The 25,445-nt window shown below is 44.9% G+C and carries 19 protein-coding genes; 17 read left to right on the top strand and 2 right to left on the bottom strand.

Annotation, left to right across the window (positions count from 1 at the left end; genetic code table 11):
* The first annotated feature begins 118 nt into the window (after positions 1 to 118).
* The 15 genes from FO447_RS02025 (at position 119) to FO447_RS01955 (ending at position 21,489) form a co-directional block, all read left to right on the top strand.
* Positions 119 to 1,237: a hypothetical protein gene (locus FO447_RS02025; RefSeq protein WP_118312266.1), complete on the top strand. Its 1,119-nt coding sequence runs from the start codon at positions 119 to 121 to the stop codon at positions 1,235 to 1,237.
* 23 nt (positions 1,238 to 1,260) lie between these two features.
* The gene (gene traK / locus FO447_RS02020) at positions 1,261 to 1,878 is read left to right on the top strand and encodes a conjugative transposon protein TraK (protein ID WP_117586837.1); all 618 of its coding nucleotides are present in this window, start codon (positions 1,261 to 1,263) and stop codon (positions 1,876 to 1,878) included.
* An 11-nt stretch (positions 1,879 to 1,889) separates the two neighbouring features.
* Positions 1,890 to 2,222 (top strand): hypothetical protein, encoded by a 333-nt coding sequence (locus tag FO447_RS02015; protein WP_117586836.1) that lies wholly within the window; start codon positions 1,890 to 1,892, stop codon positions 2,220 to 2,222.
* Positions 2,223 to 2,224: 2 nt separating this feature from the next.
* Entirely contained in the window at positions 2,225 to 3,523 is a 1,299-nt protein-coding gene (gene traM, locus FO447_RS02010) for a conjugative transposon protein TraM (protein WP_200757441.1), read from the top strand.
* A gap of 10 nt (positions 3,524 to 3,533) precedes the next feature.
* Positions 3,534 to 4,385: a conjugative transposon protein TraN gene (gene traN / locus FO447_RS02005; protein ID WP_117586835.1), complete on the top strand. Its 852-nt coding sequence runs from the start codon at positions 3,534 to 3,536 to the stop codon at positions 4,383 to 4,385.
* A 10-nt stretch (positions 4,386 to 4,395) separates the two neighbouring features.
* A complete protein-coding gene (locus FO447_RS02000) occupies positions 4,396 to 4,896 on the top strand; it encodes a hypothetical protein (protein WP_118312258.1) in 501 nt (166 codons plus the stop codon).
* A 16-nt stretch (positions 4,897 to 4,912) separates the two neighbouring features.
* Positions 4,913 to 5,581 carry a hypothetical protein gene (locus FO447_RS01995; RefSeq protein ID WP_200757438.1) on the top strand — a complete coding sequence of 223 codons (669 nt, stop codon included), beginning with the start codon at positions 4,913 to 4,915 and terminating at the stop codon, positions 5,579 to 5,581.
* 17 nt (positions 5,582 to 5,598) lie between these two features.
* Positions 5,599 to 6,552 (top strand): hypothetical protein, encoded by a 954-nt coding sequence (locus FO447_RS01990; protein WP_200757436.1) that lies wholly within the window; start codon positions 5,599 to 5,601, stop codon positions 6,550 to 6,552.
* A gap of 43 nt (positions 6,553 to 6,595) precedes the next feature.
* On the top strand, positions 6,596 to 7,444 hold the full coding sequence (locus FO447_RS01985; protein ID WP_200757434.1) for a M23 family metallopeptidase: 849 nt from the start codon (positions 6,596 to 6,598) through the stop codon (positions 7,442 to 7,444).
* Positions 7,441 to 7,728: a hypothetical protein gene (locus FO447_RS01980; protein WP_369973471.1), complete on the top strand. Its 288-nt coding sequence runs from the start codon at positions 7,441 to 7,443 to the stop codon at positions 7,726 to 7,728. The genes FO447_RS01985 and FO447_RS01980 overlap by 4 nt, the downstream gene beginning before the upstream one ends.
* 12 nt (positions 7,729 to 7,740) lie before the next feature.
* Entirely contained in the window at positions 7,741 to 9,798 is a 2,058-nt protein-coding gene (locus FO447_RS01975; RefSeq protein WP_200757432.1) for a hypothetical protein, read from the top strand.
* A gap of 324 nt (positions 9,799 to 10,122) precedes the next feature.
* Positions 10,123 to 15,162, top strand: coding sequence for an ArdC family protein (locus FO447_RS01970; protein WP_200757429.1), 5,040 nt, complete (start codon positions 10,123 to 10,125; stop codon positions 15,160 to 15,162).
* Between the two features lie 46 nt (positions 15,163 to 15,208).
* Positions 15,209 to 16,636 (top strand): glucosaminidase domain-containing protein, encoded by a 1,428-nt coding sequence (locus tag FO447_RS01965; RefSeq protein ID WP_200757427.1) that lies wholly within the window; start codon positions 15,209 to 15,211, stop codon positions 16,634 to 16,636.
* A gap of 48 nt (positions 16,637 to 16,684) precedes the next feature.
* Positions 16,685 to 17,326 carry a hypothetical protein gene (locus FO447_RS01960; protein ID WP_200757425.1) on the top strand — a complete coding sequence of 214 codons (642 nt, stop codon included), beginning with the start codon at positions 16,685 to 16,687 and terminating at the stop codon, positions 17,324 to 17,326.
* Between the two features lie 158 nt (positions 17,327 to 17,484).
* Complete coding sequence (locus FO447_RS01955) at positions 17,485 to 21,489, top strand: ArdC-like ssDNA-binding domain-containing protein (RefSeq protein ID WP_200757423.1); 4,005 nt, start codon at positions 17,485 to 17,487, stop codon at positions 21,487 to 21,489.
* 88 nt (positions 21,490 to 21,577) lie between these two features.
* Here FO447_RS01955 and FO447_RS01950 read toward each other — a convergent pair whose 3' ends face one another.
* Both FO447_RS01950 and FO447_RS01945 read right to left on the bottom strand, forming a co-directional pair.
* Entirely contained in the window at positions 21,578 to 22,123 is a 546-nt protein-coding gene (locus tag FO447_RS01950; protein WP_119229282.1) for a hypothetical protein, read from the bottom strand.
* A 15-nt stretch (positions 22,124 to 22,138) separates the two neighbouring features.
* Positions 22,139 to 22,894: a DUF4099 domain-containing protein gene (locus tag FO447_RS01945; RefSeq protein WP_200757421.1), complete on the bottom strand. Its 756-nt coding sequence runs from the start codon at positions 22,892 to 22,894 to the stop codon at positions 22,139 to 22,141.
* Between the two features lie 386 nt (positions 22,895 to 23,280).
* Here FO447_RS01945 and FO447_RS01940 point away from each other — a divergent pair, with 386 nt between their 5' ends.
* Both FO447_RS01940 and FO447_RS01935 read left to right on the top strand, forming a co-directional pair.
* The gene (locus FO447_RS01940) at positions 23,281 to 24,225 is read left to right on the top strand and encodes a glucosaminidase domain-containing protein (RefSeq protein WP_234699043.1); all 945 of its coding nucleotides are present in this window, start codon (positions 23,281 to 23,283) and stop codon (positions 24,223 to 24,225) included.
* Positions 24,226 to 24,254: 29 nt separating this feature from the next.
* Positions 24,255 to 25,439 (top strand): OmpA family protein, encoded by a 1,185-nt coding sequence (locus FO447_RS01935; RefSeq protein ID WP_200757417.1) that lies wholly within the window; start codon positions 24,255 to 24,257, stop codon positions 25,437 to 25,439.
* The last annotated feature ends 6 nt before the right edge of the window (positions 25,440 to 25,445 follow it).

The following is a 25,445-nucleotide window of genomic DNA, read 5'->3' as shown; positions in this document are numbered from 1 at the left end:
TTTTTATGTTTTTCCATTACTTTTGTGCGAAAATTTTAAAATTGATATAAAAATGGCATTTAGTACATTATTCTTAGATGCTTCATCCAGTAATGATACGATGGATGGAATAAAAGACATGGTTAGCGATCTTTCGCAAACCATAGGTGTTGATTTGTTTGAAGAAGACATAGATAATGTCGTTTTTCAAACAAACGAGTTTTTATGCAACAGCGATTTTATCGGTTCGCAAGGTCCTTTTTGGTGGATTTTGCAGATGAGCATGGCTTTGGGAGCATTGTTCTCTATCATCGTGGCTGGAGGCATGGCCTACAAGATGATGGTGAAGAATGAGCCTATAGATGTCTTCAAGATAATGAAGGTGTTAGGCATTGCTATCGTGATGTGCTTTTGGTACCCACCAAGTATGAGTGGATTCAAAGGTGCCAGCAACGCTTGCATCCTTGACGCTTTGGCTTACATTCCTAATTGCATAGGCAGCTACACACATGACTTATATGAAGCCGAAGCTACACAAGTAAGTGATAAATACAATGAACTTATGCCTCTTATACAGAAAAGAGATAAGCTTTGTGATTCAATATCCTCCCCTATTAAAAGTGCCGCTGGGGAATTACAAAATGTGCAAACATCAGATGTTCAAACTGAAGCAACAGGAACTAAAAGTGTTTCAGAAGGACTTTCAAAAGCAAAAAGCGCAGAAACAAAGTCCACCTTTGCAGGTTTAATGATAGGTCTGGACAAAGTTGTCATGTTCTTTGCCTTGGTCATCTACCGAATTGGTTGGTGGAGCACGATTTTCTGTCAGCAGATACTGTTAGGAATGCTCACGATATTCGGACCGATTCAATGGGCTTTCAGCGTCCTACCAAAATGGGAAGGAGCCTGGGCTAAGTGGATAACGAGGTATCTCACGGTACACTTCTACGGAGCGATGTTGTACTTCGTCGGTTTCTATGTATTGTTACTTTTCGACATCGTACTAAGTGTTCAAGTAGAGAACCTTACTGCTATCACCCAAGGCGAGGGAGCCATGGCTGCCTACATCCAGAACGCCTTCATGACCTGCGGCTACCTGTTGGCAGCATCCGTAGTAGCCTTGAAGTGCTTGAACCTAGTTCCAGACTTGGCAGCGTGGATGATACCAGAGGGCGACACCGCATTCTCCACCCGAAACTTCGGCGAGGGAGTAGCATCCTCTGTGAAGGCAAGTGCGGCTTCAGTGATGAGAATATAAAGAATAGATAAAAATACAACAATATGGCAGTATTAAAGAATGTAGAGAATAAAATCAAGCTCGTAATGATAGTGAGCAGCCTATTTCTGGTAGGCTGCGTCATTGTGAGCCTAGGCAGCATCATCATCGCCAAGGGCATGGTGGACGAAGCCCACAAGAAAGTTTACGTATTGGACGGAACCGTTCCTATCCTGGTGAAGCAGACCACCCAAGAAGAAACCTTCGATGTGGAAGCCAAGAGCGACATCGAGATGTTCCATCAGTTCTTCTTCACGTTGGCACCAGATGACAAGTATATCCAATACACCATGAAGAAAGCCATGTATCTGGTGGACGAGACAGGACTAGCCCAGTACAACGCCCTGAAGGAAAAAGGCTTCTATAATAATATAATAGGTACGAGCACCATCTGCAGTATCTATTGTGACAGCATCAAGCTCAACACCGATTCCCTCACCTTCACCTACTACGGCAGACAGCGCATCGAGCGAAGGACAAGCATCCTGATGCGTCAGTTAGTAACCGCCGGCAAGCTCAGAAGAGTGCCGAGAACAGAGAACAACCCTCACGGAATCCTCATCACCAACTGGCGAACACTGAAGAACCAAGACTTGGAGGAAACCAAGAAGTCAGACTATTAAATCAAGCAACAATGGACATAAAGAAAGTACTCATGGGCGAGAAGATGCCCGACAAGAACGATCCCCAGTATCGAGAGCAATACGAGCGAGAGGTGAGAGCAGGTCAAAAGTTCGCTGAGAAGACCAAGCTCAACATTCTGTTTTTGAAAATCCAAGAATGGGCAAACGACCACAGAAAGGCCTTTCTGGGCATCGTGTTCGGCTTGGTAATCTCCCTGTTCGCCTGGAATGTCATCAACATGATAAGATATTACAATGCGAGCAAGGAGCAAAAACGCCACACGGCAGTGGAGCGAGTAGAGAAAGCCCTTCAGGAGCAACGTAATTCACACAAAGCACAATAAAGATGGATATAAAGAAAATCAACTTCAAGCAGCCCAAGTATATGATACCAGCCATCATATACATACCGCTGTTGTTCACAGGCTACTTCTTGATAGACACATTCAACGTCGAAACATCAGGGCCAGGCAACAGCAAGCTGAAGACCACCGACTATTTGTCGAGCGAGTTACCGGAAGCCTACACCGACAGCGTCCTAGGCGACAAAATGGACAACACCCAAAGGGAATACGGAAAGATTTCCGACCTTTCGGGAGTCCAAAACGTAGAGAACGACAACGACTCCGTAAACAAGAAACAGGATTACGAGTCAAAGTATAACGAAGAGGAAGCCAAGAAGGTCAAGCAACAGCAAGCCGAGGAGAAGCGCAAGCTCCAAGAGATGCAAGAGCGAGTGAGACAAAATCGCAGCCAATCCAACAATGACGACTTTGTTGACCCGATAAGCAGCTCCGAGATAGCCAAGGCGCAACGCCGCCGTCGCCAACGCAACTGGGAAGAAATGAACCGCAACCTGGGAGGTGGCGACAACTATCTGGCAGACTATGAAGAAAACTCGTCCTCTTCCCTTTCCTCTTCAACCACAACAGGAAACACCACGAACAGCGGTATTCCTGGAGCCATGAACAATGACACCGACAATTCTTACAACGCTCCAAATACCGCTAACGGCAACCATCAGTACCAAGGAGGCGTACAGCAAGATGGAGAGCAACCAGAAAAGGTGACAAAGAAGACCAAGGAAGTCTCCGACTACTTCAACACCGTAGGCAAGGACAAGGAAAAAGACAAGCTCATCATGGCCATCATCGACGAGAACGTAAAGGCCGTTGACGGCAGCAGGGTCCGTCTCCGCCTGTTGGATGACATAGAGATAGGCGACGAGACCATCAAGAAAGGCACCTACCTATATGCCACCATGAGTGGCTTCGGCAAGCAAAGAGTCCAAGGAAAGGTAGAAAGCATCTTCTATGACGATGACATCATCAAGGTAAGCCTATCCATCTATGACACGGACGGCATGCAAGGCCTGTATGTACCTCTGAGCAGTTTCAGGGAAACCACCAAGGAAGTCGCAAGCAGTGCCATGCAAGGCGGCAACATCATGGACAACACCACGACCAGCAGCAGCGGCATCAAGGGATGGGCGACCCAAGCAGCGCAAAATGCCTCACAACGAGTGATGAACGCCTTGGGAACAGCAGCCAAGAAGAACCGTGTCCGCCTGAAGTACGGCACACGAGTTTACCTTGTTGACGGCAGTCAGAAGGAAAGAAGCAACAGAAATAGAAACAATTATTAATCAGATAGAAATGAAAGAAATAAGAAAGAAGTTCCTATCACTCCTTGCGGTGTGCTTAGGAGCCACACTTGGAGCATTCGCTCAGAAAGGGTATAACGACATGGAGCAGCTCACTATCAACGAGAATGTTTCATCCATCATCACGGCATCAGAGCCTATTCGCTTGGTAGATATATCCACAGACAGCATCGCTGGCGACAAGCCATTGGAAAATGTCATCCGCTTGAAGCCAAAGACTGGCAACCACAAGGACGGCGAGGTGATGGGAGTTGTCACCATCATCACAGAACGCTATCGAGTGCAATATGCCTTGATATACACAAGCAAGCTGGAAGAGGCAGTGACTGACAAGGAAGTTGAGCTAGTGGAGCGCAATGCCTTCCATAACCCAGATGTAAGCATGTCAACGGTGGATATGGTGAGTTACGCCATGAAGGTGTGGAACTCCCCTGCCCGATATAGAAGCACATTCACCACCCAGAACAAGATGACCATGCGTCTGAACAACATCTATGTGGTAGGAGAATACTTCTTCATAGACTTCTCCGTGGACAACAAGACCAACCTTCCGTTTGATATCGACGAGCTAAGGGTAAAGCTGCAGGACAAGAAGCAGCAGAAAGCCACCAATGTGCAGACCATCGAGCTGAAGCCTGCCCTGGTATTGGATCGTTCCGTAAGATTCAAGAAAGGCTACAGAAACATCATTGTTCTGAAGAAAATGACTTTTCCTAACGACAAGGTACTATCCATCGAACTCAGCGAAAAGCAGATTTCCGGAAGAACAATCTCCATGAACCTCGATTACGAGGATGTGTTGGCCGCCGATGCCTTCGACACCCTTCTTTTACGTGAACAATAAAAAGACAGATATGAGAAGAATACTTTCAACGATATTCGCCATACTACTGACAGCAAGCGCATTCGCCCAGAGTCACGGCAACCATATCATGGTAGGCGTTGGCGGCAGCTATCCGCAAGGAGTAGAGGCCACCCTCGCCTACGAGCACGAAACCGAGTATCACAACGCCTGGGAATATTTCGCCACAGCCTACTTGAAATACAAGAAAGACGAGGAGGCAGGACATGTCACAAGCGACTCCTTCTGGCACAACTATAACACATGGACTGTGGGTGCAGCCTACAAGCCATGTGTTACAAGAGGCAGAAACCACCACGGAAGTGTAAGAATAGGTGTTAGCTGTGGCAGCGACCTGGACAAAGTGATAACCGCAGGACATGTAGGTTACGAGCATACCTATAACCTCTACAACGGTTGGAGCCTGTTCTTCCAGGTGAAGGAAGATGTAGTAATCAGAGGAAAGGACACGTTCAGAACAGGAGCATCCTTTGGCGTGAAAGTTCCCCTATAATATAATAAGGTGTAAAATGAAAACAAAGATAACAACTTTTGTCATGGGGATGCTTATGATGGCATTCTTCATGACCTCCTGCGACAATCATGAGCCATACGACCCGGACTTGCATATAGGATATGTCCTTTGCGATGACCATACCTGCATGGACACGGCAACCTATTTCAACCAAAGCAAGCGCAAAGCCGTGGGAGTAGTCTTTGCCGAAAAGACGAAAGATCATCCTGTGTTGGCGGTAAACCTGGAGGAAACAAGCGGCATGTTCTGTGACTCCATAGGAATGGAGAACGGAACGAGCGGTGACATCACCAAGTTCGATGGCTTCTCCAATACCGTTGCCATGTATCAAAGCTATGACAATGAAACTGGCCATGGCTCTCCGATAGCCATGAGGATGATGAACTTCCACGAGTATGGGCAAAGCGACCACATCCCAAGCGTGGCAGAACAACGATTGCTGCAAAGTGCAGCCAAGACCATCAATCCCATCATAAAGAGATGCGGAGGACAACCTATCAGCTTGGATGCAGACTGTTGGTATTGGACTTCTACGGAAGTACAGGAGAACCCAGGCACACAAGCCTGGCTATGCAGCGCAGTGAATGGTGGCATCATGCCAACACCAAAGGCAGAGAGCCATAAGGTCAGAGCCATCATTGAGATGAATTATCCAGAATATTAATCTTCAAACACAAAATTATGGCAAATTGGAAAACATTGTTGGAAACAGCCTTAAAAGGAGCCAAGACCGCTGCCCCACATATTCTTACAGGAGCAAAGGTAGCAGCCCCTTATGTGAAGAGTGCGGTAAAAACAGGAGCGCACGCAGTAAAAGGAACAGCAGAGTTCGTCGCCAAGCATCCTAAGGCCTCCCTTGTAGCAGGTGCTGTGTCCCTCCCCTATTTCGGTTACAACAAAGGTGCATTAACATTTGCGAAAGAAAAGTTACTGGGGGATGACTCCAAGGAAAAAGGACTTGTTGACACAGCATCAAGATTAGCATTCGGCGACCAAAAGGATGCTTACGGAAACGAAAAGTCAATCTCGGAGAAAGCAGTCAACGTTCTTTTTGGCGAAGGTTCCTATGATTCAATCAAAAGAGCAGGAGGAGCCACCATCGACGAGGGGCAGGAACTCTACCATAATCTTAAAAACGGGGTGGCAGGAATAGGCAATGAAGCAATCGGCCTGTACCAAGACGGAAAGCAGTTTGCTGGAAATTTCTTTTCCGGCAACGGCATGGTTTCCAATGGCAACGGTGGCTATTACGATCCAACAGCGCAATCCTATCCATCCATGGCACAGATGCAGATGACCAATCAACAAGGCGGTGGTTCAATGAATGCCTTGATGAACGGCATGAACAATGCAGTAAGCCAAGTGTCCGGTGGAAACGTGAGCAAGATGAACATTGCCAGTTTGTTGCTTTCTGCCTATATGATGTTCGGTAGATTTGGTTGGATGGGAAAAGCCGCCAGTTTGTTGCTGGGAGGAATGACCTTACACAACATAAACGGAAAACAGGCAGCTTCTCAACACCAAAATCAGCAACAACAGCAATCACGTGCGAACGTTACCGAACAAATACCTCTTCAGACAGCAGAGATGCCTGTTGAAGAAGAGAACACTGTTGTTCGCATGAGAAGACTATAATTAGATACAGGAGAGCTATCTCCTATTAAAAATCACAGATAAGATGAAAGAAAATTTTAAAGATATGCTCCTCGAATCCGGAAGTGGTTACATGATGCCATTCGCCTTGGAGGAGAAAGAAGAGCTTCCAACCACACTAGGATATGGCAAACAGCGTCACCCCATGACAGGCGAGGAATTTAACCATCTAGGTGTTGACTTCGCCATTAAGAACAGAGATTTGTACGCAGTAGCCTCTGGTATGATTGTTGGCGCAGGAAACGATGCGCTTCATGACAATTACATCGTAGCCAAATATGGGAAGTACGAAGTTACTTATGGGCATCTAGCAGAAGCATATACAGGATATGGTGAAAGCGTTTCCGCAGGTGATAAAATTGCCAAAAGTGGCGATTTCCTTCATGTCGGCATACGATTCAATGGACAAGACATTGACCCGATGGTTTTTCTTTCCATGATATGGGCAAACATCCAGCAACTCGCCGCCATGGGAATCCAAAAACAGCCTACTGAAGAATCCTTGGGAACAAAAAACATAAAAAACAGTTTCGACAAGGACTATGTTTCCATCTTGATGCTCATGCTCAGATGGCTTCCAAGCTACATGAACGACTTAAGGAACAGGGCTTACAATCCTCCTCCAAGGGCAGAAGCATCCCTACGCAACATCTTTGCCCAGGCAGCCTCCAAGAATTATTTCTTTGAGAGCATACCATCCGTAGCCAACCCTCTCGGATTATCAGAAAGAAGTGTTCCCCTAGCCGAGAAAATTCAGGATATCCTTATCCATGATTTTCTCAGCTATCTGGCACTGAACCACAACATATATCCTGAGACATGGGACGAAAATGAAAAAAAAAACTTCTTTCACAAGCTTCAGAAGACGGATTGACCGCCGATCCTTTGAAAGACCTTGAGATAGACATACAAAGCTACGATGTTGAACGCACCGCCTCCGTTTACTATGACAACCAAGGAATCCGTTGTTGGACAAAAGCTTGGTTTAACGGAAGAGAAAAAGGCGAGAATGCCATCGAGATAACCAGACAACTCGCCATGAAGTTCTTCAATGACGAGATGTCCATGGATGAATGGCTGTCACGTTTCTACCCTAAGCAAATGACGGTATATCATAAAGCCATCAGTCAGGCGCGCAGTCAACTTCTTGGAATGTAAACAACAAACAATATGGCAAAAGGTAATAATTTACAGGATTTATCCCAAATAGACTATTGTCTTCAGCAATACTATAGCAAGTATATGGCAGCCACTCTTCTTCAGGAGCGAAAGAAAATCCTTCAAGAGCAGAAGAACGCTGCCATAAAACTTAATGAATCTCTTCAGAGACTGCCTAACTTTGGTGCCGCTTCAAATTCGTTCACCAAGTTGAACGATGCAGAGCAACTTACCAAGAAGTCGCTCGACGAGTTGGCTGCAAGGACTTCTGAACGTTGGTTCAAAGACCCCAAGATAGTGAAAGACTACAGCGTTTTCGTTACATCTTTCTATACAAGCCTTGTTGCGAAAAATGGCGGTAGAGACTCCAAGGCGTTGGAAAACTACGCCAACAACTACTGCGCCAATCGCCTTCAAAAATTGATGGTGGAACAATTAGCTAGGGAGCAGGTTCCTGCCAACACCGCAACTTACATAGCCAAGAAAGCCTTTTCGGAGAGCATTCTTGGCATGGGCAACTTTGGTAGCCTAAAGAAAGGAGCCATTGGGCAAAAGGTTGATGAACAAGCGGAGAAATATTACAATCCATCCGTTGTTTCCAAAACTGCAGGAACAATTGCTGGTTACGGAATAGATGCAGCACTCACCCCAGGAGGTGTAGGGAAAGCAACTTCTTCCGTAGCCAAGGGTGTGGTAAAGGTAAGTCAAAAAGCTGCAGGTTGGTGGATAACCGACAAGATTTGCCAAGGAGGTCTCCATATTTATGGCAAGCTATGGGGAACTGAGGATGAAGAGAAGAAGGATAACCGTACCATCTTTGGTGATGAGAATGCTTCCACAAAGATACAGGCCGGAGCAAAGAGATATAAAAAGAATGGTACGGAATTGATGATGAACATCAATAGTGGACTTGCAAAAAAGATAAAGTTGCCACCCCCAAACACATCTTTAACCATAAAGAAAGAAAGCAACGCCCTATTGGCGGAACACAAGGGTAATTCCCAAAAGCTTCTCTCCACCATCAAGAACAATCTCTCCAAACAGTGTGTGTCATTCAACGGAAACAGCAAAGTTCCAGCTTGGATGTTGAGCAACAGCAGCAAGCAAAACAGGGCGTTGGCATCCTCTTTCTACGCCTGTGCCCTGGAAATGTCTAGAGAGCAAAAACAAGTAAGGATGTTTGGAGGCAAGAAGATGACCTTGAAGGAAGTGAGTCAACGAGCCTATGACTATGCAAGGGCAGCAGTTGCCGTAGAGCAACGATCCTCCAAGAATGCAGCTCATGCCCAAAAGGGAACATGGGACAAAAACATGTCTGCGCTCAATGACCAGATAAACACTCCTGGCAAGTCATCTATTCGTAAACGTGCAACTTCCTCTTCTCAAGCAACTCCAGTGGCATCCCCTTACGCTTCGGGGCCTTATGCGCAAAACGGCGTAATGGGAACAGAAGCAAACGGTACAACACAGAATACTGCGCAAAAGCCAAATATAGATGGTTGGGGCAATGCCTTTGAGAGCTTAGGCCTTAATGGATTTGGGGACATCGGCAAGAATCTAGGCTATGTATTGGCCATGCTTCCTGATATGATTATAGGAATGTTCACAGGAAAGACTCCAAACCTAAAGCTTCAGGACAACCTGATGCCATTGGCTGCCATAGTGGGAGGAATGTTCGTAAAGAGTCCTCTCCTGAAGCTGCTGCTCATAGGATTTGGCGGTGCAAACATCTTGAATAAAGCTGGTCATGCAGCCATCAGCGATGGTTTAGCAAAGAGCAACAATGTGTCAAAGACCTACAAGGTTTATCCTGACGAGCCTTTGAATTCAAGAATAGTGAATCCAGCGATGAAGGGAAGCAGTATGATAGCCACTATCGACGGCGTGCCTAGCGTCATCAACATATCAAGAGATGCTGCAGACGCTTACAACAAGGGAGCCATCCCTATCAACACATTGGCGAATGCTGTCCTTCGCAAGTATGATGAGAACAAGGCATTGGCATCGCAGAATTATGAGCAGCATATGAGCCAAGAAGAAACAACAACCCAATCAATGGGTATTAAATAGGTGTTAAGTGCCAGTTATATTAATTTTAGAAATACCTCCTGGTTCGAGAGAATCGGGAGGTTTTAGTTTGTCATTAAGTTAGAGCGGTATTTCCAAGTCGGAGTATCGCTTTTGTTTTACATCTACCTCAATAATCTATACCCTTGCATTAACACCGAGGGGTTAAAGGGGGCGAGCAGCCTCATTTATAATCATTTACACGATAGCCCTTAGAAAAAGAATATGTTAAATAAAAAGGTATATCGTTTTTATACCACCTATCCTGTATTTAATCAGTTACTTTGCCATTGGAAATAAAAAACAACCCAATAAATAAAAAATACAATGGCAAAAAAAGAATCATCTCAACAAGCCTCGGAGCAGCAGGAAGGAAAAGTTGACCGAATAGACAACGCCCTTCAGAAGTTCTCCGACATGCTCATCGCAAGAATGGAGCAAATGAAGGAAAGCAAATGGAAGAAAGGTTGGACGGATGGGCGCACAGCCCAGTTCGGCTTGCCTCAGAATCTCGTGGGTCGCCCTTATACAGGCAGCAATGCTTTCCTGTGCCAAATCCACACCACGATGGAGCATTACAGAATGCCAGTTTACCTTACCATCAAACAGATAAGGGATGCAGGAGGCATGATCAAGAAAGGCGAGCACAGTATTCCTATCTTCAAGTGGGACTTGCGAATCAAGGGCAAGGACGGCAAGAAACTGTCAGAAAGCGACTATCGTAACATGACAAAGGAGGAGCAAGCCGAATGCACCGTTCGCCCTTATCTGAAGGTATATAACGAATGGAACATAGACCAAACCAACCTGGAAGAGGTCAACAAAGAAAAATACGATGCCATCTTGAAGCGTTTCAAGTCAGAGCCTATCAAGGACGAGGTAGGAATGTACAAGAACGAGGCCTTCGACAACCTCCTGAAAGAACAGTCTTGGGTGTGTCCTATAGAATACGAGAAGTTCAATGAATCCGCTTTCTATAGTCCCAAAAGAGACCAGATAGTAGTTCCTTCCAAAAAGCAGTTCAATATCAGCAATACCCCAGAGGATGTTTTCAAGGACGGAATGGAGTTTTACGGCACCACCATTCATGAGATGGCTCACTCCACAGGTCACGAGTCACGCCTTGGTCGTGATGGCATCGTAAAGATAGACCAATTTGGCTCAGACCAATACGCCAAGGAAGAACTTGTTGCGGAGCTTACATCAGCCCTCATAGGCAATGCCATGGGTTTTGATAGCAGAATACGAGAGAACAACATAGCTTATCTCCAAAATTGGATAGGTTCGTTGAAGAAAGACCCGAAGTTCTTGAAGTCGGTGATGTCAGATGTGAACAAATCATCCAAGATGGTTTTAGAACACATCGACGAGCAACGCCGAAAATTAGGAGAAAAGGCCCTGTTGGATGGTTCTCTTGATGGTGTGGAAGAAAAAAACAAGAATGAGCAACAACTTCAAGACCTGAAGGAGGAAGATGCTAAGAAAGAGGGCATAGCCAAGGTATGGCCTTCCGTCAACAACAAGATTACAATGTCCTCTGGCGACATTCTCACCGTTGACTACAACAAAGAGAAAGACACTCTTGAAGTTGCATATAAAACATCAGAAGGTGAGGAAAAAGTTCACTGCACTAACTATGACCACAGCCAGGGCATAAACCAGAACTTAGGCTATGTGTGGGAAGAGCTTTCAAACATGAAGCAATTCCAGGAAAAAGAGACAAAGACTGAAATCCTTTCACAAGGAAAGGACTACTTCACTTCATTGATGGAAACTATAACTTCCACTCCCAACAGTGAGCATACAGTTTTGTCTGTGAAGACTCTTCCCGAGCTACGAGACTATTACAAGGGGAATCCCAATGTAGGAGCTTGGATAAATCAAGCATCCAACAAGGAAATCATAGAAGCAGGAGCAGACTTCTTGCCTAACCTCCGCTATAGCCACAAGGAAGGCAGAAGCCTCTACAACATAGAGGCAGCGTATTCAAACATCAACGCATTATATCCCGATGTTGTGGACAATGACGCAAAACGCCAAATTGTTCATCGAATCAAACAAGCCGAGGAGGTGGTAACCTCCTACCATAACAACATCGAGGAAAAATTTGGAAAAGAATTTCTCATGGAAAAAGAAAATATGAACAAGGTTCTTTCTCGAAATGACTACCAGGAGCAAGGTCAGACCATACAGCTTGACCCAAAGGATGAGAAGAAATATTTCTCGTCCTACAACTACTTTCAGATGGAATCCGAGACCGCCGAGTTTGACAAACTAAAGGATGCCGAGAACTATGAAGGCATCCTTGCCCTGGCGAAAGAATATGATCAAGGTGACAGCATGGACTTGGAGCATGTAGAGACCAGCATGACACCAGACTATGGTGATGATGTTCTCATTGATGATGAGAACTATGCTGTTGTATATAACAATTCAGTAGGTGGAACCTACAACTTGTTGAGAAAGTACAGTGAGAATGACATCCGAGAGGCCATCGAGCGTTACGGTATGCCAAAGACTCCAAGCTATGCAGTGAAGTTCATTGACCAGCAGATGGGCTTGGAAAAAGGCGTAAAGCCTTTAGTAGAGATTCCATCCCCAGAGGCAAAGGCTGTAGCCAAGAGCTTTCGAGAAGACTTGACACCTCAATTCACCATGCCGAATGGGAAGGTTCTAGATTACCACTATGACGCTAGCGACAACAAAGTCATAGTAGGAGAAAAGTTAAATGATGGTTCTTTCATAGAAACTTATGTCCACGATTACGACTTTGCTCTCAGCAAGGCAGAAAACATGTCTGCCATATACAAAGAGTTGTCAACTGAATATCAAGCAAAAAAGGCGAGCGAGGAAAAGAAAACTCCTCGTGAAGACAGCTATATCCAGACAGATGTCGTAGGTAAGGCCAAACAGATAGCATCCACAGGTGTTCCTATGGAAGAAGCAGAGAAAAAGGCTTCATCCATTGTGAAAGAAGAGGTTCACAAGGAACACCATAAGCAAGAAGCCGAGAAAGACAAGCAGGAAAAGGACAAGGCAAATCAAGCCGCAGCAGAAGAGAAGAAAGAGCAACAAGAGAAAAAAGAGGAATCAAAAGAGGCCAGCGAGGCGACAGCCAAAGCCCTTACCCATGCAGCCCTTCTCGTTGGAGCATTATCTGCTGCCAAGCAGAATGAGGGAATTTGGATGAACAAATCCCAGAAAGGTAATGCAGAGTTCATCAACACCCACACCCCTATCACGGCCTACAACAACATTATGATGAACCTCAATTCGGATGCCAACAAGTATAAGACGAATGTCTATACTTATTATAATCCTGCCAAGGAGAATAACATGCCAGTGAAGCAGAACGAGAAAGGCATGGAGTTCCATTGGACTAGTTGGGGGTATCAGAACGCCATGGATAAAGACGAAGTCATCACCAGCAAGCAGTTTGACAAACTTCCTGATGACGAGAAGTCTTTCTATACCAAACATGCCACACGAGTTATGCAGAACATCTACAATGTGGAGCAAACCACCATGAACGCCAACAACCATGACGCTTACGTGGAAATTCTGAAGAACAAGGGAGCGCAGCTTTCACAAAACGAGAAAGAGCAAAAAGGGAAATACTCTTCTATTATGAAACAATGGAAAGAGTTGAAGGGCAAGCATCCCGATGCACTTCTATTGTTCCGCATTGGCGATTTCTATGAGATGTACAAGCAGGATGCCAAGCGAGGTTCGGAAGTGTTGGGAATCACCCTGACCAAGATGAATGAAAGTAAAGACTTCCATCTTGCAGGATTTCCACATCAAGCACTTGACACCTACCTTCCAAAACTCATCCGAGCAGGAGAACGAGTAGCCATCTGCGACCAGTTGGAATCAAAGAAGACCGTCAGCCAAGGCTTCGACGCAAAAGCAATACTGAACAAAGCATACGCCACTGCCAAGGAAGTGGCCAAGCAAAGCGGTATGCAATATGAGCGAGTGATGGTTTTGCAAGATGCCAAATACGATTCCAAGGAAGACAAGATTGTCGTAAGCGGCATGAAAGGCGAAGTTGGAAACGAAAAGATGGCTGCCCTTTACAAAGCAAACGACATCTACAGAGCCGTTGTTGCAGCCACAGGTACAGAGAACCGTCTTGACCGTTCGGGCAGAAACAACCTCCTCCCAGAGGACGATGCCAAGCATGAGCAGCTGGTGAGAGAACTTGCAGCAGGAGTTATGATGGCTCGCCAGGGACTTCCAGCCATTCTCTCAAAGGAGAATGAGAAACTTATTCCTTATTGGGAACGAGAGATAAAGGAAAATCCAAAACTCTTGGGAATAGTAGAAAGAGATGTGAACAATGCTGTAGAGACCATCGACAACCTTGTGGCAAAGCGAAAGGTTGACTACGAGGCCATCCGTGGACAGCTTCCAGGAAAGACGATGGAGAATCCATCAAAATATTCCATCTCCCAAGACTTGGCCAAGCTGCCAAACATAGAGACCAAGGAAATAGTAGTGGTAAAAGACATCTTGCGAAAAGAAGCAGATGTCATTCTTCCTGCAGGAGCATCCTTGGAAGTGAACAACGAGGTTCCTGGCATGAGAAAGGACAGAATCACCATAGCCTTGAAGAAAGAAGGCATTGACGATGTGAGGTTCTATAATGCCGGTGGTTCACTTGGATTGAATAAGCCAAACTCCTATTTCCAAGGGAAGGAAGTCACGCTCAACAACTTGAAGCAGTATGAGTTGGTTCCCCACCATACACTTGATGTAGAGAAACAAGCCGCCCCGAAGAAGGGAGTGGTTATCAAAAACTTCCAAGCCATCAAGGATGACAACGGCAGATACGCCTTCTTCATCAAGCCGGAGAACGAACCTTCTTTCTCTGTATATCCTGCCAAAGAGCACTTGAACACGTTCTACAACGTAATCAAGACGGACAAACAGGCAATAGTCCACGATGCCCTGGCACAAAGATATTACGAGATGGCCACCAAGCATCCTGACACCAAGCTAGACCTTATCACCCCTAAGAAAGTTGATGTGGATATGAAGCTCATAGAGCGTCCTTCCATTACATCGAGCGCACAGGATGCCAAGCAGAAGCTCATCTTTGCCACCATCAATGGGCGGCGTGTACAAGCTCCTATCAACAAGCAACAATGGCAAAAGATGTGGCTTGCCGAAGATATGGGAGCCTACAAGAGGGCTTTGGCCGCCGTCATCTTCGAGCCTATGCTGAAAAGAGGTATGGAAGGAGAGCAATCTCAACAGGCTGTTAGCGAATCAGAGAAAGTAGAGATTAAGGAAAAGCCTGCCCCTGAGAACAAGGTACAGGAAACTGTTACGGAAACTCACAGAACAGGCCTACATATGTAATACACGAGGGTGCATCTAAAGGTGCGCCCTCATAAAACTATCATAAATGGCATTAGACAAGCAAGCGTTTTACAGCCAGTATGCCCAGGTAGCCATCGAGCAACAGAAGAGATATGGCATTCCTGCCTCCATCACCTTGGCACAGATGGGTTTGGAAAGCGGCTTTGGCACATCTACCCCTGCAAGAAGGAGCAACAACTTCTTCGGTGTAAAGGTTGGCAGCAGTTGGACTGGAGCCTACGACTATTACAGCGATGACCGTCCAAACGAGAAGTTCCGCAGATACAACAATGTGATGGAAAGCATCGAAGACCACTCCAAGGTCTTGATGAAATCCCGCTACAGCCACTGCCAGAACTATTCGCCCACCGATTATGTTTCTTGGGCAAACGGCATCAAGGCTGGCGGCTACGCCACAGATCCAGACTATGCTTCCAAGCTTATATCCGAGATTAACAAGTATGGGCTAGGAAAATATGATCAAATAGGCATTCAACAAGCCCAAAGCCAAGGATTGGTAACAGGATATGCCAGAGGTCAATCGTCAACGACCTCTGTTATAACCCTACCCCCCTTGCAAGGCAATTGGGCTTTGCCTATTGATTTATCTGTCGTAAAGCTCAGTTCCGAGTTTGGAGTACAGAGACCAGGGCATAAGCATGGAGGACTAGACCTCTCCACTCAAGGCAAAAACTATCCTGTATATGCAACCGAAGACAATGGAAAGGTTGTCGCTGTGGAACCAAACAATGGAGCAGCAGGAAACATGATTGTTGTGGAATATGACCGTCAGGATGGCAGCAAGGTACAAACAACCTATATGCACTTATCCCAAATAGGAGTAAAAGAAGGTGAAGCTGTAAATGCAGGTCAACAAATAGGAGTCTCAGGCAACACAGGCCGCTCTTCAGGGCCACACTTACATTTTGAGACAAAATACCACAATGCCAATGGGAATTGGGAGAAGTTTGACCCTAAGCTATACCTTGCAGAAATGGAGGTTAGAAGTAATCAAGCGACAGCTTTGGATAAGAATGGAAACGATGCGTTAGCCGCTTACCGCAGTCAAATGCAGTTTGCAGGAGGCGAAGCCCCATCCTATCAGCAACAAGCGTCAGACCCGACACAAGCACTTCTGGCATCCATCACCAACAGTAACGACCCCACAAAATGGTTGTCATTGCTAATGAGCAACAACGGAGAGGACCTTTCTGGAAGAGACCCAATCTCTTCACTTATAGGAAGTCTGTTCTCTGCCGCCCTTACAGTAGCCATGCAGTTGAGAAGCAGCGAGGAGATACAAGCCGAGGAAGAAGCCGAAAGCCAGCTTAAACAGCAATCGCCAGACGAGGAAAATAGCAATCTAGTAAAGATGACTCGCCAAGATGTAGAAAAGGCACAGGCAACGGCATCCATGCAATTTGATGCGGAATCCCCAGAGCAACAGCAGCAACAAGGCCAACGCCTCGCATAAATAAAGAAATAATTATATACTTATATAAACATATAAAACAATAAAAATATGATTAAGTGTAACGTAACAGCATGTGGAACCATCAGCAGTTCCGCAGAAGAGAAGCAGAGTAAGGATGGAGAGAAATTCATCTCCTTCGGCATGATTGTTCCTTTGCTGGGAAAGGATGGAACAGCGAAAGAAGTATGGGTAACGGTGTCTGCGCCAGGAAATAAAGAGACAGCCGCCTCTTACTCCGCTGGCAGAAAGGTAACGATAAACGGCGTGATGTACATCAGAAAACACGACGGAAACATCTACCTGAACCTTCGCACCGACTCCAACATCGAGGTAAACGAGTCCACTACCAATGACCGATTGGAGGGAAGCATGGAGTTCCGAGGCAAGGTAAGCAAGAAAGGCATCAAGGAGCTGAAAGACAAGAAAGGCAAGGACTTTCAGTCGTTCGCAGCATTCTCCTCTGACAAAGAGGGAGAGAACAGAGAGTTTACATGGGTAAGCTTTGTAAACTTCTCCCCTATCCATGAGGATTACTTTGCAGCAGAGAAGTACGTGGAAGTCCATGGAGACTTGCAACTAGGCATCTTCAAAGGAGAACTTCAGATAGAATGCAAGGTAAAGAGCATTGCTGCCTGGGACTTGAACAAAACTACAGATGCAAATGGAACAGCGCAAACAGCACAGTCATAGATTTCTCCACTTCATCTATATATTTGGAGTTTTGGCAGTAGGAGCCATTGGCATCCTACACATGATATTCCCAAAGAAATAACAAGAACACAAACAGGGATAGTGTCATCATGAAAGATGGTACTACCTTCTGTTTGTTTAAGACAAAGCAAGAAATAATGGCAAAAGAAGAAAAGCAAAACATCATTAGTAATTTTCTGAGCGGATGGCAGAAGCTATTCGGTGGAGCAAAAGAACATACCACCCCAAAAGCGAAGCCATTCCCAAAGAACCATTTCTACAGCCCAGAAGAGCTAGAGTATCTTTCACAAAACAAAGAGGGTTCCCTTATTGACCAATGGGCTGTTTCCATTGGCAAATGGGCATTTGAACAAGGAAAGGATAAATCATCCCCTACAAAGTTTGCCGCCGTCAAATGGCAAAATGGATTGATGGCTACATGGATAGACGGAAAGCTCACACCTGACACAAAAGACAGACAGATTGGAAGATTATTACTTCTGAAGGAGCGAGGATATGAACTTCCAGAACGATACGAGAACATGGTGCAAGACTACGAGGCACAAAGCCTTGTAGGCAAATACTTTGTGTCCAATAATGACAAAAGCATCATTAAGATTGACTCCTATGACAGAGGAAGACTGATCTTTGATGCCCCAAGTCTTGTTCTGAAGAAATGGGAAGATGGTAGTCTTTCCTCAAACGAAGAAAAAGTTGCCTACGCTGATTTTCATAAGTCGCTGAATGAAAAATATACCATCATGGAAGAAGAGCGACAAAAGGAATTTCAAGAGAAACTTGCCAACTTCGAAGACGGCAAGGAGCTTTACAAAGGAATGCACAATCTTTTGCGCCAAACCTATCCCCCAACAATAGGTGGCAGTATTCCTATGGAATTACGCACAGCCCACCCTGTAGGTTTCTTCGATGGAAAAGTTATTCCAGTTTCATGGTCACTCACCAGTGAAAAGGATATTAAAGTTAACGTTTACACCAATCACAGCAACGCTTTAAGTAGCATTACCATCAACGAGGACAACGCATACAAAGCTAAGAGTTTGCTCAACAGCATTGCACATGCAATAAATAACGAGAAGGTTAATGGTTTAACTCGTTCGCTAGTGAATGTTCTGGGCAACAAACTTGGTGAAGACAAAATCTTTGCCAAGGAGAACAACACCCCTTTGCTTGAAGCTAGAGAGGGAACAGTCAATGCCGTTACTGCTACCAACGACGGCAGAGTTATAGCTTTCAATCTCAACACCCACAAGGAAATTCCGTTGCATGGAAAAGAAAGCGTTGAATTAATGCAAGCCTTGCTTTTCGAGGGTTTGGATGAGCAATCTCGCCTTCGAAAGGAGTTGAGCATCCCCAAGATGAAGGACTATGTGGAATCTATGGAGGACGAAGAGGACATTCTGTCCGGAAACAAGGAGCTTCTTCCACATGGTTCCAAAGTAGATAGCCTTTACGGTACATATTATAGTGCCGAGGAGGAATATTCAAGCTACGCCCAAGGAACCTTGCCACTAGCTGCAGAAGACAAAGCTGAATTCATAGCAGACCTTCAATCATCATTCATGAACTTCAAGCAAGAACTACAAAATATGGTTGAAGCTTACAAAGACCATGATGGTGTCATCGACACAAATAAAGTGAGCAAGCTAGAAAAACTTGACAGAATTCTGAATATCGAGGCAAGAGGTCAGACTCCTGTCAAACCTGTACCTGTAGCCGCAAAAAGAGAGTCACCAAAGGAATCACTACAGGATGCAGAAGCCGCTTCCAAACAGAATGACCTCAAAGAGGTAAAGAACATAAATGCCGAAGAAGTTGACCAAAAAGCCATTAAGTCCTTCTTTGGCAATGTAAACTATGCACCTAAGAAAGTGAAGGAAGAGAGTTCTAGACAGGTTGCGCCACAGAGATTGACGGAAAAAGAAAAAGACGATGCAATCTCACGAATCGACAAGCGAATCGCAGAACTGCACCGTCTAGGAAAGGAGCAATCTCTCAAATCCAATATTGGAAACTCAGCCGACTCCCACCGTCGTGGGTACCTCCCATCAGGAACGTCTCCTGATGGCGCACAGAGCGTTGCCCCTTCTGATGGCAAAGATAATAAAAAATTTCCATCTAAGTATCTATTTCTTGGGAATTTAGCCCATTTTATAACATCTTTTAATACAAATATAGGCATTAACGCCAGCAATTTTACAAAAGAGTTATATAAAGGCATAGGGTTACACCCTCACGGTAAAGATGTTCAAGTTTCTGAATATATTAATTTTTCCAACGACAAAGGAGAAAAAACAACAGTCCGTCTTTCTGATCATCGAGCTAACGCACTCAGCATCATCAAAAAAGGAGGAAGAGCGGCCGAAGGATATTCTATCGTTATAAAAGTAGAAGATTCTCCCGAAACAAAGTTCAAGGCAAACAAACATTCCCAAGTAAAGGAATACGTTTATGACAATCCAGACCGCCAACGCCTTTTGAACATCGGCAAAGGAATCTTCGACCTCCTGGACAGAGGAGAATACACCGACTTGGCCAATGCCAACGAGATAAACATATCCCCTAGAGGAAGGCAGCATAAAGAACTACGCACTCCTGACGGCAAGCTACTGGGCTTCACCTATCAAGGAAAGATTTACCTTTATCCTGAGGCAAAGGGCTTTGAGCCACCAGTACATGAGTACACCCACTTGTGGGCGGAAGCACTGCAAGACAGGAACTGGAAAGAATGGAAGAATGTCGTAGGCATGATGAAAAAGTCGAACCTCTGGAACGAAGTAAGAGACCTCCACACCGAGCTTATTGCCACCGATGACATTGCCGAGGAAGTCCTTGCCACCTATTCTGGAAGAAGAGGCGCAGAGCGTTTGGAGTCAAAGCTTAAGGAAATTGTTGCTAGCAACAAGAGTATGGACGAGAAGACCGCAGAGACCCAGGCCGTCACTCAAATGAACAATGCCGTTTCAAAGTTCTGGAATGTCATGTCTGACTTTTTGCACATTCATTATACATCCGCAGAAGAAGTAGCAGATAGAGTCTTGTATGAATACACCAAAGGTCTCTACCCTCTCAATTATGAAGAAGTCGCTCAACAAAAGGGCAAGACCAAGCCATATTATGTTTCCGTAGAGGAAAAAGACAATGGTCGATGGCATCGTCCAGAAGTAGAGCAAAGAGCGGCCTATCAGCGTTATGGAGAGATGATGGCTGATAAGCTATCCCTTCAACTCACCTATGGCGATATGCCATGGATAAAGAGCGACAAGCAGATTCCATGCGACCTGAGCAAGAAGGCATACCATGGAATGGATTCTTTCATGCTGGCCTTGGACGCAGAAAAGAACGCCTATACCTTACCTATTTATATAAGCAAGGAAGATATCCAGGCAAACAACTTGCTGGTGAAGTCAGATGCCACCTTCTTCCCTATCATAGAAGAAGTAGGTGTAACAGAGTTATATAACATCGAGCAAACCAACTATCCAATCTTGCACCCGAAGGATTACGAGGAGTTAAAAGTAGATAGCATCGCATCCAATCGTTACAAGCAAAGTAACGAACTGGGCCAACTACTCCGCAAAGGAGCATGGCAGACCGCTATTGCCTTCGATGGCAAGCCTAGCCTTGCCTCCTACAGTGCGAAGAACGACACCATCCATGTGGCACCTGTTCAACACTATGAGAAAGAGCAAGATTTCTATCGAGACTTAGGAATGGGACTGACAAGAAGCACCAGAAAGGCAGAGGCAAGAAAGACCAGCTTCGAGTCACTATCCAGAGAAGAATTGGTTTCCTTGGTTGGCAGTGTCATCCTTGGTCAAAAGAACCACTTTGATGTAACAACGCCACAGCAAACATCCATGTGGAAAGAGCGTCTAAGAAAAGACCCAAGCTACACCAAGCAAGTATTATCTTCTGCAGATGTTGCGTCGCAGATTATCATGCAACGTATCGACATTCTCAAAAAAGGAGGAAACCAAGACATTGACCTCCGTTCTTCCACGCCAGTAGAAGTAGATATTGACGGTAACGGCATTGTTGAAAGCCAAGAAAACCTTGTCCCAGACCAAAAGCAAAGCTCCAACGGAAGCCAGGAGCAAAGTGACGAAGTTCCTAGGCAAGAGAAGAGACATATGCACAGATAAAGAAATCCCTCGCTACTTTCACAAGCGGCGAGGGACTGACATTTAACTTTATATTTATGAAAAACTCTATTTACTGTTATCGTAAAACCTATTCCATGCAAGCCTGATTGGCCGCATCAAAAATCAATTCTTTGATATTTGCCAAAGTTGGATTTATCAAAGAAAAGTGTCCATCTCCCATTGCACCCTTGACAAAATCAATGGTGTCCCACCATTCGATGACCTTGTCTTCTAGTAGATGCGTTTGAACGGCACAGTCCGTTTTGCTCGCAGTTGGATTATTGTATCTCCAAAGCGTAACAATAGCAGCCTCTTCGCACCCTGCAAGGAGAATGTTCACCTTTTCATTTTCATCTACCCACTTTCGGTAGATGTCAACATAAGAAGGCACATCCACTTCCTCTTGTTGATTATCATTCCCTTCATCCTCCTCATTTCCATAGCTGACATTTTCTTCCTCCAGGAATTTTGTTGCAGAAGTGTTGTTATCAGGAAGGTTGTTGTCGGCAATGAAGGAAAAGTAAGCATCCAACATTCCTTGGGAATGATGCTTCACGTAATCCAATTCCGTTATATCTCTCGACAGGAACATACCATTCAGGCGTTCCTCGTCCACAAAACCTACAATTTCCATATAATCTAGCCTTAATTACATATGTATTCCACGACTTTGTTTAGCCTTTTCTATAGCAGCATCCTGTGCCACACACATCTCCTCGGAATATTCATCCTCCGGGACATAAGAAAGCATACCTTTGTCATCCTTTGTCCAACAGCCATAGATGCCAAAGTTATACTTGTCTAGCATCACGTTGCCATCTTTTTCCTCCTGCCACTTTTGCGCATCACCGTTGACACTGCGGACTCCAGTTTCCTCGTTCAAATCGATGCCGGCAGAAAACATCTTGTCTTCCTCTCCCTTGGTAACAACCTTTCCTTCTTCAAGTTCCATAAGCTCACTTTCAGAAAGTCCCACCTTGTTAGCCAATGTAGATAAGTTCTGGTCAATGATGTCTGCCTTTACAGAAATGGTAGCATTTGTAGCCCCATCGAGCTGCACATAGTTCCAGGAATTGTTCGACGGTAGCAACACCTTCAGAACTTGTCCGTTTTGCAAAGCGGTTTTCTGTTCCTCCGTAAAATACTCAAGATTGTTCTTTGCGATGAGAGGCAAGAACACTGGATGAAGCCCATCCTCTGTTTGCTGTAAGCGGATTCGAGCAAAATCCTTGTGGACAACTCCATCAAAATCTGCTCTCTCAATAGGGAGCAAGGGAGTTCTTTGCCCAGAAAGGAACTTATTCATAATACTTTCAGGAAAGTCGTCTATCATTTCCTGTGAGAGTCCGAAGTTAGCCAACTCCTCGTATGGGATTTCGCTTTCAGAAAATTTCAATTCGTTCATAATCTTATTCTTGTTTAAAGTTTTCGGCAAAAGTACACATTTTCTTATCAAGGCTTTCCACAAATACGACATACCTTTTTATTTAACATAGATTTTATCCTTATCCAAATCAAAGCTCTTGCTACAAATAGCCTTCAACCTTAATAATCTATACCTGAAAACACCGAGGGGTTAAAGGGGGCGAGCAGCCTCATTTATAATAATTTACACAAAAGTCTTTAGAAAAAGAATATGTTAAATAAAAAGCTATTTTATATTTACGCCCATAATTTCTTCCATTCATATTACTTTTGCAAGCTAAAGAAGTATTATTATATAAAGAATAAGGCATGATTAGATTTCTTTCATTTTTACTATTTCTCCTATGTTGCCATTCCCCGATGGGGATGGCACAAGGAAAGAAAGACATGAAGGACTACTGGATAGACAAATACCTAAGTGTGAGTTTTCCTTTGGAAAGCATAAGGATAAACTCCACCTTTGGCAGTAGGGTTGATCCTTTCACAGGGAAGCACAAGCAACACAAGGGACTTGACCTTAGGGCAAGATACGAGGAAGTACTATCCATGTTCGATGGCTACGTGAAAGGCGTAGGCTACGACAGTGGCTCTGGGAAATATATCACCATGCAGTATGGCGATTACACGGTAAGCTATTGCCATTTATCTGAAATTTGGGTGAGCGACAACCAGAAGGTCTATGCAGGAGACCCAATAGGCATCAGCGGAACTACAGGACGCTCCACTGGGCCACATCTGCATATCACCAGTAGGCTTCGGGGCCGTTTGGAAGACCCATACGACTTGCTTCTTTACATAAAAGAGACGAGAGAGAAAGCCATCAAGGCATTGAAGATAGACGAAGACAAAGTGCTTACGCCCGATGATTTCATCAAGCATTATGCCCAAGCGGCCATGCGCCAACAAAGAAAATACGGCATACCAGCCTCTGTTATACTGGCACAGATGGCGTTTGAAAGCAGATGGGGAAACAGCAGCCTGGCACAAATAGGCTATAATTTCTTTGGAATAAAGGCCAATAGCAACTGGCTCAGAAGAGGCCTACCCTACAGCATTCATGATGATGACCGCAAAAACGAGAAATTCTGCAATTTCTCCTCGGCAGAGGAAAGCATCAAGTATCATTCCAGGTTGTTGATGAGTGACAGATACGCTCGCTGTTGGCGATACAAGCCAACCGACTATCACAACTGGCTTGTCGCAATCAAGGCAGGAGGCTATGCGACTAGAAAAGACTATGTGAAGAAATGCGAGAGCATCATTCTTCAACATAAGCTTTATCTATACGATATAGAAGCTGAGAAAATGTAACATAAGACAAAACTATAATAATAAATAAAATGAAGAAATTAAAGATTTTGCTGGCAGCCTTATTGGTAATAGGCAGCACAGCCAAGGCACAGGTAGTTTATGGAGAGAATGAGAAGGAATATATCAAGGCATCCTCTTTCTCCAATGGCAGAACTGAAAAGAAAGACAGCAAGCCATTCCTTTCCGGACAAGAGAAATATAAGTTATCCAGCATAGGTAGCAATTGGTTTGGCAGCATCAAGGCTGGTATGTCCACCTTCTCTGGAGCACCAGTAGGATGCACAGACTTCTTTGGCCATACACGTCCTACCATGGTATTCAGTTTGGGTAAATGGCATTCACGTTTCTTTGGAACACGCCTGGTGTACCAAGGGTTCAAGTTCACAAATGCAATCGATGAAGCCATGAAGTTCCAAAATTACCATGGAGACTTGATGCTCAACGTATCGAGTTTTTACAGAACCACCTACGATCCACTTCCAAGATGGGACTTGGTTCCATATATTGGAGCTGGTGTAATTCACAACTCAGAGCTACACCATATTCCGTTTGCCCTCTCATACGGCCTACTCTGCAGTTACAGGGCAACCAATCGCTTGCACGTTACCGCCGAGTTGGGAGGAACCAGTACCTACCAAAAGTTTGATGGTTTAGGGAAAAACAAGCATTTCGGTGACAACCTTTTCCAAGCAACCATTGGACTCACCATCGGTATCGGCAAACAAGGATATGAACGTAAGCCTGTTTTGGAGATCTTAGACACAGACAACCAAGGCGTAACAGACTTGACCAACTATCCCAAGAACAGTTTTGATGGACTTCGAAAGCTAAGAGACAGAATGGCAAGTGAAGAACAAGCCGTCGAGAACAGTGGCATTCAACTGGACGCACCTATTCTATTCTTCTTCAAGATAAACTCCACCAACCTTGTTGACAAGCAACAACTTGTAAACATAGGAGAAATAGCAGGAGCTGTGAAGGAGAACAATCTAAATGTCAAGATTATAGGAGCTGCAGACAGCAAGACTGGCACACCGAAGCACAACAGAGCACTCAGCGTGAAGCGTGCAAAGTATATTGCCAAGCTACTTATGAAGGCAGGAGTAGATAAAAGCAAGATGCAAGGCATCAGCAGAGGCGGCATCAACCTTTACAAGCCATACACCGCCAATCGACACACCTGTGTTATTGTGTACAAAGAAGAAACAAAATAACATACA

It is taken from the genome of Segatella copri (assembly GCF_015074785.1).
Taxonomy (GTDB): domain Bacteria; phylum Bacteroidota; class Bacteroidia; order Bacteroidales; family Bacteroidaceae; genus Prevotella.
This window is presented reverse-complemented; position numbering and strand designations above follow the sequence as displayed.